Below are 13,075 nucleotides of genomic sequence, written 5' to 3'. Positions count from 1 at the left end.
GGTGAATATTTTAATGCTTATAACTATTAAGGGTAATAAATATCTATTAATCTATTTTTAGTTAAAAAAGATTGTACATAAGTTTTTCATGGAAGCATATCACATAAACACGTCGTACAATACCGATAATTTTTTCACTGATAAACCATACTAATATGGAGGTGAAAAAATGTATAAATTGCTATCGCATAATGATTTAGATGGAGTAGGATGTGGGATTTTAGCCAAGCTTGCCTTTCAAAATCAAGTGAAGGTTAAGTACAATTCAATTTCAGCGTTGGACCGCGAAATTGAGTATTTTTTAGACAATAACGATCAAGATACATTTTTATTTATTACCGATTTATCTCCAAACGAGGAAAATGAAAGGAGGTTAAACGACTATTATATCGCAACGGGCAAAGTTCAATTGCTTGATCATCATAAAACGGCTTTTCATTTAAATGATTATGAATGGGGTAAAGTATCGATAGAAGATGAAAAGGGCAATTTAACATCCGCAACGTCGTTATTTTATCAGTATCTTGTTATACATGGATTTTTAGAACAAAGAAATTCAATCACAGAATTTGTAGAGTTAGTGAGACAGTACGATACGTGGGAATGGGAAAAGAATGATAATCAGCAAGCACGTCGACTCAATGCACTCTTTTTTTTAGTATCCATCGAAGAATTTGAAGAAAAAATGCTTGAACGTTTACAGTCTAGCGAACATTTTGACTTCGATGAATTTGAAAAGAAAGTTTTAACAATGGAAGAGGAGAAGATAGAACGGTACATCCGTCGAAAAAAAAGGGAGTTAGTGCAAACAGCGATAGGAGACTATTTTACAGGTGTGGTTTATGCAGAATCGTATCATTCAGAGCTTGGTAATGAATTGGGAAAAGAAAATGTACACCTCGATTTTATAGCTATATTAAATATGGGTGGCAAAAGAATTTCATTTCGTACGATTCATGACCACATAGATGTTTCGGCAATTGCAGCAGAATTCGGAGGGGGAGGGCATCAAAAAGCAGCGGGTTGCTCTTTAACAGATGAAGCTTATGAGCAGTACGTGGCACAAATATTTCATATAGCACCAATACCCGAGGATGCGAAACGAAATCGCTATAATTTAAGGTTCTCTTCTTTTGGGACAATGTATAAAAACCTTAAGGAAGAATTTTTCCTCCTATATTCAATAAGTGATTTTGATTGGGTAATTGAAAAAAATAAACTTCCATTAGATCAAATCTTTACAAGTTTTTATGAAGCAGAATGGTTTTTAAAAAGAAATTATCAAGCATGGTTAGTGAAAGATGAGTTATTTGTAGATTATTTAATGGAAGAAGCCAAAAAGGTTCGTCATCAAGAGTAGGGATAAAGGATTTACGCACAGTTTTGTGTGTAAATCTTTTTTTACTCCTAGGAAGGTGGATGTCGATAAAATTCAGAAGTTGGGAGATAAAACATGAAAGTTAGTCGATAAAATTCAAAAGTTGCGCGATAATTCCTCAATGTGTTCGGATAAAACTAAAATTATACATAGTGAAATCAGCCAAACCTTGACATCGTTAGAGGTTATATAATGTCCAATTGAAAACTACAATAAATAAAAAGCATTTGTGAAGACATACTTTCTTAAAATGAGGTGTACATGGTGTCCAATGATATGCTTCTTGTCGAGAATGACCCTAAGGAAAATCGAGGGCGGAAAATATGGTTTATTGTTGTATTGCTTTTATTGGTAGCTACTTGTGTTATTGTTTATTATTTTTTGTTTAAAAAGGATTTAAATTTTGAAGCCTACAAAACAGTGATCGATAAAACTGCTGAAAATGGTCTCGGACGTTTAACGCTAAATGAAATAATAATTGATGATAACCAAATACTACTGAATGCTACCTTTAAGCCAGTAAAAGGCTTAAATTTCGACTACCAGACCTTTTTCTTTCCACAGGTTTTGGTGAATGGAAAAGAGTTCACGGTTAGAAATGGAGGACAGACTATCCAGCAATCTGATAAAACCTATACAATCTATAGTAGTGTGAAATTAAGTGAACTACCAGATGATAAAATATTAAACTTAGATATTCGTTATAACGACTGGAACGGCGAAAAAAAGATTGACGCGCCGTGGGAATTTCAAGTGGAAGCTTCACAAGAGCAATTACAAGAAGATAGAAAGGTCTTCCCTGTTGAGAAAAAAGTAAAGCTTTTAGATGGTCAGGAAATAACAATAGAGGAAGTTGTTTCTACACCAATATCAACAACGATATACTTTCATTCAGAGAAAAGCTTACTAAATGAAGCGTTGCATTTTAAAATACAATCAGCAGCAGGGGAATCTTGGCCATTTAATGTAGCATATCCTTTGAATGAAGAGTATACAAAGTGGGGTGTTCGCCTCGATGCATTATATTTAACGGGAAAGAGCTATGAGCTTATTCCGGTAGCTGCAAATGGAAGTGAGCTTGGCTCTGCCATCAAGATTGGAGATTAAGAACAAACATAACGCCCATATTAAAACTTTACAATATCTTAAACCAAACGGTTGATTACCTCTAGTACTATAAATATAGACGACATGGAAAGTAGTTGAAAATAGTGCGAAGGTTATGGGAGATTTTTTTAGTTTCGCTTACATTAGGTTGTACATCTTTTGGTGGCCCCACTGCACATTTAGGGTATTTTCAAAATGAATATGTTCAGAAGCGTAAATGGTTATCTGATCATGACTACAGTCAGCTTGTTGCACTCAGTCAATTTTTACCTGGGCCAGCATCGAGCCAGGTAGGGATGGGGATTGGCTTATTAAGAGGCGGTTTATTTGGAAGTATAGTGTCATTTGTTGGTTTTACATTGCCGTCAGTTTTGCTACTTATAGCATTTGCGTATTTCTCTGTACATACAGAGATGGATATGGGTTGGATTCATGGTTTAAAATTGGTGGCCATTGCGATTGTTGCACAAGCTATTTTTGATATGTCAAAAAAATTAATCCTTAGTATTCGCCATCTTATAATCGCTTTGTTGGCACTGGTGGCAGTGCTTTTGTGGGTCCATCCACTTGCTCAAGTGGCGACTATTATTGTGGCTTCTTTTCTCGGCTATCAATTTTTAAAGAAAATCAATCATAAAGAGAACCCAGAAGAAACAGTTGTACCTATTTCAAAAACGACAGGTAAATGTTTTTTAGCACTCTTTGTTATACTTCTTGTTGGTTTACCAATTGTTAGCTCACTCATTCAATATGAATGGTTTACAATCCTTGAAAAGTTTTATCTATCAGGTGCATTAGTGTTTGGTGGTGGTCATGTCGTATTGCCTTTACTAGAGGCACAGTTTGTCCAAAGTGGGTTAATAAGTTCTTCAGATTTTTTAGCAGGATACGGATTGACACAGGCAGTCCCAGGTCCATTATTTACCTTTGCTTCCTATATAGGCATGGTCATTGCTGGAGTACCTGGGGCTATTATCGCTACGATAGCTATTTTTTTACCGGCATTTTTGTTAATAATAGGGGCAATGCCTTTTTGGTTAGCTCTTAATCGTTTCGCCGGATTAAGAGGGGCGATGGCTGGTGCAAACGCAGCAGTTGTTGGAATACTAGCTGCAGCTTTTATACATCCGATTGTGACACAGACAATTCAAAATGCTCTAGATATAGTACTTGCAGCCGCTTTATTATGGTGCTTGATGCGTTGGAAAGTTCAACCTTATTTGCTCGTACTAATTGGCATTTTGGTAGGGATTATATGTTATTAAGGATAAAAAAACAAAACCATTTATTGCATTGGTTTTGTTTTTTTTTTTGTGAAATGAATTGAAAGCTTAGATAAACGCTTCTTTTCGAATCGCTAGTTTCTTCATATAACGTTGTAGAGAATAGCGAGAAATTTAATGGTTAGCAGCGGTTGAAATATTGCCGTTACAAGCTTTAGAATTTTGCGGAAAATAGTGTGCTTGAGGAGCCTTCAAGCATACTATTTTTTGCTTTTAAGAAGTTTAAGGAGTCTTTTTCCTTCTAGTTCTTCTCGCGAAAGGACGTATAGCCAAAACCACATTCAGTATAGGAAAATCGTTCTCATGTTAGAACAATGATTATATGGATGGGCTTAAAATTTATAATGCCTTTCATTTGTTTGCTACGGGTATTGCTAACTCTTTACGATATACTCTAATTGCTGTTCATACAGAAAGTGTCTCAAGTTCAAATGTTGTATATTGTAGAAATTCAAAAAATTGGTATTAACGCAACATAGTTTTGATTTAGTTATTTTACTAACTTGATTCATGGCGTTCCGTGCCGCTATTGTTTATAATGAGGAAATGGAAAAGACTAACGAGAAAGAAGGGATAGCTATGGCACGAGGTGTTTACATTCATATTCCTTTTTGTCATCAAATTTGTAATTATTGCGATTTCAATAAATTTTATTTTAAAAATCAACCAGTGGATGAATATATAGAAATGCTTGGCAAGGAGATGGAGCTTGCGACAAAAAAATATCCCGAGAGTTTTAAGCACATCGAAACGATATTTCTTGGTGGCGGTACACCAACAGCACTATCACCTAAACAAATAGATAGACTTCTTGAGCTTATTCGTACGTATATTCCGATGGACAATGTGACAGAATTTACATCAGAGGCCAATCCGGATGAGCTTTCAGAAGCAAAAATGCAGGCATTGTTTAGCGGTGGTGTAAATCGCTTAAGTATGGGTGTACAATCCTTTGATCAAGAGTTGTTAAAGAAAATCGGTCGTACTCATAGCAACAATCATGTTTATGAAACAATTGCCTTGGCGAAAAAGGTAGGCTTCAGAAATATTAGTTTGGATTTAATGTACGGGTTGCCGGGTCAGACGATGGCACAATGGCAGGACACCTTAGAAAAAGCGTTCGCTCTTGAAATACCACATTATTCTGCTTATTCACTAATAGTGGAGCCAAAAACGATTTTTTATAATCAATACACAAAAGGGAAGCTTCATTTACCAACTGAAGATCTTGAAGCAGATATGTACGATGTGCTAATGAACCAGATGGAGGCGCATGGACTTCAACAATACGAAATAAGTAACTTTGCTCAATCTGGTTTCAGTTCTAAACATAATAAAATATACTGGGAAAATGATGAATATGCAGGATTTGGTGCTGGTGCTCATGGGTATTTAGCGGGCCAGCGTTATTCAAATCATGGACCATTGAAAAAGTATATGGATGCAGTAAATGCAGGGGAACTACCAATTGTCTATGAGCATGTTGTAACAGAGAATGAGAAACGCGAAGAGCAAATGTTTTTAGGTTTGCGTAAAACAGAAGGAATTACACACTCTATATATGAAGAAAAATTTAAAGAATCAATGTATAGAGATTACTCAAATGTCATAGAAAAGTTAGTTTCAGAAGGTCTTTTGGAACAGGATACTAAAGGAATTCGACTCACGCGAAAAGGTCGCTTTGTAGGTAATGAAGTATTTCAACAATTTTTACTAGAAGATTGAGCGATATCATTGACATAAAATGTAGGATTTGATAACTTAATAATAGTATTAGCACTCCTCTTAGTTGAGTGCTAACAGAGGTGATAATCATGCTAACAAATCGGCAATTACAAATATTGCAAGCTATCGTAGACGACTTTATTATGTTTGCACAGCCGGTAGGTTCTCGCCAAATCTCCAAAAAGCAAGAGATTACATTTAGTCCAGCCACAATTCGAAATGAAATGGCGGATTTAGAGGAATTAGGCTTCTTAGAAAAAACGCACACTTCCTCTGGTCGAGTGCCTTCGGAAAAGGGTTATAGATTTTATGTAGATCATTTGTTGAATCCCCAAGGCATTAATTCAAGGGATATTCAGCAAATCCAATCAATTTTTAACGATCGCTTAGTAGAAGTAGAGCATATTATCAGAAAGTCAGCCAATATTTTATCAGAACTGACCTCGTATACATCGATTCTTTTAGGACCAGATGTTCAAAGACATCGAGTAAAACGATTTTCAATTGTGCCACTTTCTAGCGACACAGCAGTAGCGATTATCGTAACGAATAATGGGCATGTTGAAAATCGCATGTTTAGTCTACCGCCTAATTTTACCGCTTCTGATTTAGAGAAAATGGTTAATATCTTAAATGAACGACTAGTTGGTGTTTCATTAGAGGATATTCATAAAAAACTCGAAGCTGAGGTGCTAACAGTATTACACCAGCACGTTCAATCAGCGGATGATTTTATTCACGCTCTCGTGACAGCGACGATGCATAATTCGGAAAGTAAAATTTTCTATGGTGGTAAAACAAATATGTTCAACCAACCTGAATTCCACGATTTAAATAAAGTCCGAATGATTTTGGACTTAATGGAAACGACTAGCCAAGTGCAGTCACTCTTCCATCCTAATGAATCGGGCATTCACATTCGTATTGGTTCAGAAAATAAACAACTAGAAATGGAAAACTGTAGTGTCATTACGACCACTTATTCTATTGGTGAAGATCAGCAAGGGGCTATAGCAATTATTGGTCCAACACGAATGGATTATAAACGTGTTGTTGCTTTACTAGACGTAATGCGCTTGGATTTAACACAAGCTTTTACGAAGAATCGTAGTGATTGATAATGAGGAGGATAAAAGTGACGGAAAAAACTGAAAGCAAAGACCTTGTACAGGATTTACAAGCTGAAAATGAGGTAGAAGAAACAGAAGTAGTAGAAGAACAAAAAGCCGAATTAACAATCGAAGAACAGTATGAAGCAAAGCTAGCTGAGTTACAAGCAAAGCTAGACGACGAGGAAAATCGTCATCTACGCTTACGTGCTGACTTCGATAATATTCGCCGCCGCAATCAACTTGATCGTGAGGCTGCTGAAAAGTATCGCGCGCAAAGCTTACTGTCTGATTTATTGCCAGTAATTGATAATTTTGAGCGTGCCTTACAAGTTGAAGCGACTTCTGAAGAAGCTGCTTCCATCGTAAAAGGTATTGAAATGGTGTACCGTTCTCTGATAGAAGCTGCTGAGAAGGAAGGCTTACAAATTATTAAAGCTGAAGGTGAGCAATTTGATCCTAATGTTCACCAAGCTGTCATGCAGGAGCAAGATAGTGAAAAAGAGACGGGTGTTGTCTTACGCGAGCTTCAAAAAGGCTATATGTTAAAGGATCGTGTATTACGCCCAACAATGGTATCTGTAAACGAATAGGCTTAGTACTATTTAATTAATTACATTTAGTTAGAAAACGCATTATTTGCGTTTAAATAATAGGAGGAAATTTTTATGAGCAAAATTATCGGTATTGACTTAGGAACAACAAACTCTTGTGTTTCTGTACTTGAAGGCGGAGAACCAAAAGTAATTCCAAATCCAGAGGGGAACCGTACAACACCATCTGTTGTAGCGTTTAAAAATGGCGAACGTCAAGTTGGTGAAGTAGCGAAACGTCAATCAGTAACAAACCCTAACACAATTATTTCTATTAAATCTAAAATGGGTACATCTGAAAAAGTTAAAGTGGAAGATAAAGAATATACGCCACAAGAAGTTTCTGCAATGATTCTTCAATACTTAAAAGGCTATGCTGAAGACTACTTAGGTGAAAAAGTAACAAAAGCAGTAATTACTGTACCTGCTTACTTCAACGACGCTCAACGTCAAGCTACTAAAGATGCTGGTAAAATCGCAGGTTTAGAAGTAGAGCGTATTATCAACGAACCAACAGCTGCTGCACTTGCTTATGGTTTAGACAAACAAGATACAGATCAAAAAGTATTAGTATTTGACCTTGGTGGTGGTACGTTTGACGTATCTATTCTTGAATTAGGTGACGGTGTATTTGAAGTATTAGCAACAGCTGGTGATAACAAACTAGGTGGGGACGACTTCGACGATGCTATCATCGAGTATCTTGTAGCAGAATTCAAAAAAGAAAACGGCATTGACCTTTCTAAAGATAAAATGGCTATGCAACGTCTTAAAGATGCTGCTGAAAAAGCGAAAAAAGACTTATCAGGTGTAACATCTACTCAAATTTCTTTACCATTCATTACTGCTGGTGAAGCTGGTCCATTGCACTTAGAAATTGCTTTAACTCGTGCAAAATTTGACGAAATTACATTACCATTAGTAAACCGTACAGTAGGTCCAGTACGTCAAGCATTATCTGATGCAGGCCTTTCAACATCTGAAATTGACCAAGTAATTTTAGTTGGTGGTTCTACACGTATTCCAGCAGTACAAGAAGCTGTACGAAAAGAAACTAATAAAGAGCCACACCGTGGTGTAAACCCTGACGAAGTTGTAGCGATGGGTGCTGCTGTTCAAGGTGGCGTTTTAACTGGTGATGTAAAAGACGTAGTTTTACTTGACGTAACTCCACTTTCATTAGGTATCGAGACTATGGGTGGCGTATTCACAAAATTAATCGACCGTAACACGACGATTCCAACATCTAAATCACAAGTATTCTCAACTGCAGCGGACAACCAACCAGCAGTAGATATTCATGTACTACAAGGTGAACGCTCAATGGCGGCAGACAATAAAACTTTAGGTCGCTTCCAATTAGCGGATATTCCACCAGCACCACGTGGTGTACCACAAATCGAAGTAACATTCGATATTGATAAAAATGGTATCGTATCTGTTAAAGCGAAAGACCTTGGTACAAACAAAGAACAAACAATTGTTATTCAATCTGATTCTGGTTTAACTGACGAAGAAATCGAGCGTATGGTAAAAGATGCTGAAGCAAATGCTGAGGCGGATACTAAACGCAAAGAAGAAGCAGATCTTCGCAACGAAGCTGACCAATTAGTGTTCCAAGTTGACAAAACAATTGCTGACTTAGGCGAACAAATTACAGAAGATGAGAAAAAATCTGTTGAAGATGCTCGTGATGAACTGAAAAAAGCGCTTGAAGCTGGCGAATTAGAAGGCATTAAATCTGCTAAAGAAAAACTAGAAGGCGTATTACAGCCATTAGTTATGAAAGTATATGAACAAGCTGCAGCAGCTGCTCAAGCAGCTCAAGGTGGCGATGCTGGTGCAGATGCTGGCGCTGGTAAAAAAGATGATATCGTAGACGCTGATTTTGAAGAAGTAAAAGACGATAAATAATAGTAAGTAACACAGTTAAGTGAAGAAGCCAAAGACCGCTTGCGGCTTTGGCTTTTCTCTTTATCTTAAATATATCCACTTACATTTAATCATCTAGATGCATAGGTTATGAATGAGAAATGTGAAAAAATATATATGCAACATTTTTAATGAATATTTAATAATAAAATAGAGGCAGTTTTTTTAACTGCGTGATACAATAGATTTTATGCAAAAAGAGCGGAGTGTGAATCATGGAGAAACGCGATTACTACGAGGTGCTTGGTTTAACGAAATCGGCTTCTAAAGATGAAATTAAAAAAGCATACCGTAAATTATCAAAACAATACCATCCTGACCTTAATAAAGAGCCGGGTGCAGATGAAAAATTCAAAGAAATCGCTGAAGCTTATGAAGTTTTAAGTGACGATCAGAAAAAAGCACGCTATGATCAATTTGGCCATGAAGATCCAAATGCAGGCTTTGGTGGTGGCTTCGGAGGCGGCGGCTTTGGCGGCTTCGAGGATATTTTCAGCTCATTCTTTGGTGGTGGCGGTCGCCGTCAGGATCCGAATGCACCACGCAAAGGTGACGACCTTCAATATCGTATGAATATTACATTTGAAGAAGCAATTTTCGGGAAAGAAACAGAAATCGAAATTCCTAAAGATGAATTATGTGATACTTGCCACGGTTCGGGTGCAAAACCAGGTACTAAACCTGAAACATGTTCAACATGTAAAGGTGCGGGTCAAGTAAATCAAGCTGTAGATACACCTTTCGGCCGTATGATGAATCGTCGTACTTGTTCTACATGTCATGGTACAGGTAAAATCATTAAAGAAAAATGTTCAACTTGTCGTGGCGAAGGGAACGTTCAGAAACGTAAGAAAATTAAAGTTAATATTCCAGCAGGTGTAGATGATGGTCAGCAAATCCGTGTGTCTGGTCAAGGTGAGCCAGGTATAAATGGCGGCCCGGCGGGGGATTTATATATTATGTTCCGCGTTCAAGGACATAAAGAGTTTGAACGTGATGGCGATGACATTTATTACGAACTAAAACTGACATTCCCACAAGCAGCTCTTGGTGATGAAATAGAAGTCCCAACGGTTCATGGAAAAGTAAAACTACGTATTCCTGCGGGAACACAGTCAGGTGCACAATTCCGTCTAAAAGACAAAGGTGTCAAAAATGTACATGGCTATGGTACAGGGAATCAATATGTAACAGTAAAAGTTATAACGCCAGAAAAATTAACGGAAAGACAAAAGCAATTACTACGTGAATTTGCGGAAATCAGTGGTGACATTCCTGAAGAACAAGGAAGCTCACTATTCGATAAAATTAAGAAAAAATTCCAAGGTGAATAATTAGAGGAGCTGAAGAGCTACGTGAAGTGGTCAGAATTATCCATTCATACAAAAAATGAAGCGGTAGAAGCAATTTCGAATATTTTGCATGAAGCAGGGGCAAGTGGTGTAGTTATTGAGGATTCTGCAGAATTTGCGAAGCCACGAGAGGATCAGTATGGTGAAATTTATGCGCTAAATGAAGCGGATTTTCCGAGAGATGGTGTTATTGTTAAGGCGTACTTATCGGAGTCTAGTTTTTTAAATGAAACAGTCGAAGAAATTAAGGCGGCTATAACAAATTTAACGAACTTCAACATCGATATTGGTGAAAATGTTGTATCGATTGTGGAGGTTAACGAGGAAGATTGGGCAACAGCATGGAAGCAATATTATCATCCTGTAAAAATTTCTGAACGCTTTACAATTGTGCCAACATGGGAAGAATATGTACCAGTATCAACAGATGAATTAATAATTGAATTAGATCCTGGTATGGCTTTTGGTACAGGAACACACCCTACAACTGTTATGTGCTTACAAGGGCTTGAGAAGGTTGTAAAAGAGGGCGATACGGTGATCGATATCGGCACGGGTTCAGGCGTTCTATCAATTGGTGCAGCTTTACTAGGAGCTAAGAGCGTACATGCACTTGATTTAGACGAAGTAGCTGTTCGTTCAGCACAAGAAAATGTTGCATTAAACAAAGTAGATGATAAAGTATCTGTATTCCATGGAAATCTATTGGATACAGTTAAGGAACCAGCTGATGTCGTTGTGGCTAATATTTTAGCAGAAATTATTATGTCCTTTACTGACGATGCATTTTCAGTTGTTAAACCGGGTGGATTATATGTCACTTCAGGCATCATCGGTGCGAAACGTGATGATGTAAAAGCAGCACTAGAAGCTTCAGGATTTGTAATCGAAGAAGTATTACTAATGGAAGATTGGGTAGCGATCATTGCCCGTCGACCACAATAAATTGATTGAGGAAGCGCCAAATCGTGAGCCGAGTGCTGGCGATTTGGCGTTTTCTCTTCTTGCTATAAAGGAGTATGGTAACATGCAACGCTATTTTATTGAGACGACCATTGAGGAAGCACGTATTAGTGGCGAGGATGCGCGACATATTGAACGAGTAATGCGTATGAAAGAAGGCGACAAAATCGTTGTCGTTGCACAAAATACCGCTCATATATGTGAAATTATAGCCTTCGACGCCGATGAGGTACACGTTCAAACTACAGGTGAAATTATTCCTTCTCCAGAGTTACCTGTTCATGTAACAGTGGCATGTGGTTTGCCAAAGGGCGATAAACTAGAACTTATTACGCAAAAGGCAACAGAGCTTGGAATGTTTGCCCTAATGCCATTTGAAGCAGAGCGTTCCATCGTTAAATGGGATAAAAAGAAAGGTGCCAAAAAGCAAGAGCGGCTACAAAAAATTGCAAAAGAAGCAGCTGAGCAATCCCATCGTACACATATCCCAGAAATTTATGAACCAATCTCTTTTAAACAGCTACTGGAACAAGTTGGTCATTTCGACGCCGTATTTATAGCAGATGAAGAGGATGCAAAAGCACAGCAACGCACAAGATTTGCGGAGAAGTTAAAAAAAGTGTATGACAAGAAGTCGAAATCCGTTCTTATTATCTTTGGTCCAGAAGGTGGCATTGCTAGAAAAGAAGCAGATGCACTTCTTCAAGCTGGTGCCCAAACGATGTCATTAGGACCCCGCATTTTACGTGCAGAAACAGCGCCACTATATGCACTGTCTGCAATATCTTATGAATTTGAATGAAATAGGCATTTAACCTTGTCAAAAGAGCCTTTTCAAACAATGGATGTGCATAGTTAAACTGCAATATAATGACGTGTAAGTGCAGTCAGGTTTGAGGAATAGGAAAAGACGACAAGGACTGTTTTTTTATTAATAATCCTAACAAAAAGAGCCGATTCAAAATTTGAATCGGCTCTTTTACATTGTAGTCTAAAACAGACTCGTTAGAATGGTTTATGGGGTAGATTCTCCCTATTATCATTGACATTCATTTTATTTTAGGAACTTGGCAGTTAGTTATTTTTAAAAGAAAGCTCTAAGAAATAATGAAGCATCTCACTTAATTATTTCTAGTTGTACTTCTATCATAAATTATATTTTTCAAAACATAGGGATTCACCTTTTTGTATAGTTTAAGGTTTCGTCGTGACAAATATACGATTTTAAAGCTCGTTTTTTATTGTTTTAACTCTCGTGATGAACTGAGGTAAATATCTTAATAATAATTATTTATTTTTGTAATTTCTATAAATCTATTCTGCAACCTTAATTGCTACAGGTTATTTGTTTACATGAAGAAAGTGAATATTCAGCGATTTAACTGTAGCATTCAGATGAAGACCGAGTTTAAAGAAAAGCTTTAAAACACAAATTAGATTCAACTCATTTTTATTATAAGTAAATAACTAGTATACAAGTCCATATATAGTTTTAAGTTCTTCATATTCTAATATAGAGCGCTCCTAATACTATAAAAAATGAAAAGAGGGAATTTTTTTGAGTGATCCATTAGATTTTCAAGTTAATCAAGTCGAACCTTGTCCAGTAACATCAACAGAACAAATTCCATTA

Annotated in this window: 10 protein-coding genes; all 10 read left to right on the top strand. The window is 37.0% G+C overall.

Annotated elements, in window-relative coordinates; all coding sequences use genetic code 11:
* Nucleotides 1–169: 169 nt before the first annotated feature.
* On the top strand, nucleotides 170–1,360 hold the full coding sequence (locus tag PVA17_RS22760) for a DHH family phosphoesterase (RefSeq protein ID WP_274069067.1): 1,191 nt from the start codon (nucleotides 170–172) through the stop codon (nucleotides 1,358–1,360).
* Between the two features lie 279 nt (nucleotides 1,361–1,639).
* Nucleotides 1,640–2,485: a DUF4179 domain-containing protein gene (locus PVA17_RS22755; RefSeq protein ID WP_274069066.1), complete on the top strand. Its 846-nt coding sequence runs from the start codon at nucleotides 1,640–1,642 to the stop codon at nucleotides 2,483–2,485.
* A gap of 104 nt (nucleotides 2,486–2,589) precedes the next feature.
* A complete protein-coding gene (gene chrA, locus PVA17_RS22750; protein ID WP_132356847.1) occupies nucleotides 2,590–3,750 on the top strand; it encodes a chromate efflux transporter in 1,161 nt (386 codons plus the stop codon).
* 597 nt (nucleotides 3,751–4,347) lie between these two features.
* Nucleotides 4,348–5,493, top strand: a complete 1,146-nt coding sequence (gene hemW / locus PVA17_RS22745; protein WP_132357274.1) for a radical SAM family heme chaperone HemW — start codon at nucleotides 4,348–4,350, stop codon at nucleotides 5,491–5,493.
* An 89-nt stretch (nucleotides 5,494–5,582) separates the two neighbouring features.
* The gene (gene hrcA, locus PVA17_RS22740; RefSeq protein WP_132356846.1) at nucleotides 5,583–6,611 is read left to right on the top strand and encodes a heat-inducible transcriptional repressor HrcA; all 1,029 of its coding nucleotides are present in this window, start codon (nucleotides 5,583–5,585) and stop codon (nucleotides 6,609–6,611) included.
* Nucleotides 6,612–6,628: 17 nt separating this feature from the next.
* A complete protein-coding gene (gene grpE / locus PVA17_RS22735; RefSeq protein ID WP_132356845.1) occupies nucleotides 6,629–7,195 on the top strand; it encodes a nucleotide exchange factor GrpE in 567 nt (188 codons plus the stop codon).
* Nucleotides 7,196–7,270: 75 nt separating this feature from the next.
* A complete protein-coding gene (gene dnaK / locus PVA17_RS22730) occupies nucleotides 7,271–9,109 on the top strand; it encodes a molecular chaperone DnaK (RefSeq protein WP_132356844.1) in 1,839 nt (612 codons plus the stop codon).
* A 233-nt stretch (nucleotides 9,110–9,342) separates the two neighbouring features.
* A complete protein-coding gene (gene dnaJ / locus PVA17_RS22725; protein ID WP_132356843.1) occupies nucleotides 9,343–10,461 on the top strand; it encodes a molecular chaperone DnaJ in 1,119 nt (372 codons plus the stop codon).
* 21 nt (nucleotides 10,462–10,482) lie between these two features.
* Nucleotides 10,483–11,424, top strand: coding sequence for a 50S ribosomal protein L11 methyltransferase (gene prmA / locus PVA17_RS22720; RefSeq protein ID WP_132356842.1), 942 nt, complete (start codon nucleotides 10,483–10,485; stop codon nucleotides 11,422–11,424).
* 82 nt (nucleotides 11,425–11,506) lie between these two features.
* The gene (locus PVA17_RS22715; protein WP_132356841.1) at nucleotides 11,507–12,244 is read left to right on the top strand and encodes a 16S rRNA (uracil(1498)-N(3))-methyltransferase; all 738 of its coding nucleotides are present in this window, start codon (nucleotides 11,507–11,509) and stop codon (nucleotides 12,242–12,244) included.
* Nucleotides 12,245–13,075: the final 831 nt, after the last annotated feature.

It is taken from the genome of Lysinibacillus sp. CNPSo 3705 (assembly GCF_028674935.1).
GTDB lineage: Bacteria > Bacillota > Bacilli > Bacillales_A > Planococcaceae > Lysinibacillus.
The sequence above is the reverse complement of the archived record's forward strand: the minus strand, read 5'-3'. Positions and strand labels throughout refer to the sequence as shown.

Excerpts from the sequence above, each read along its gene's own strand:
- PVA17_RS22760 (WP_274069067.1), top strand. The coding sequence starts at position 170 with ATGTATAAATTGCTATCGCATAATGATTTAGATGGAGTAGGATGTGGG.
- PVA17_RS22755 (WP_274069066.1), top strand. The coding sequence starts at position 1,640 with ATGGTGTCCAATGATATGCTTCTTGTCGAGAATGACCCTAAGGAAAAT.
- hemW (WP_132357274.1), top strand. The coding sequence starts at position 4,348 with ATGGCACGAGGTGTTTACATTCATATTCCTTTTTGTCATCAAATTTGT.
- hrcA (WP_132356846.1), top strand. The coding sequence starts at position 5,583 with ATGCTAACAAATCGGCAATTACAAATATTGCAAGCTATCGTAGACGAC.
- dnaK (WP_132356844.1), top strand. The coding sequence starts at position 7,271 with ATGAGCAAAATTATCGGTATTGACTTAGGAACAACAAACTCTTGTGTT.
- dnaJ (WP_132356843.1), top strand. The coding sequence starts at position 9,343 with ATGGAGAAACGCGATTACTACGAGGTGCTTGGTTTAACGAAATCGGCT.
- PVA17_RS22715 (WP_132356841.1), top strand. The coding sequence starts at position 11,507 with ATGCAACGCTATTTTATTGAGACGACCATTGAGGAAGCACGTATTAGT.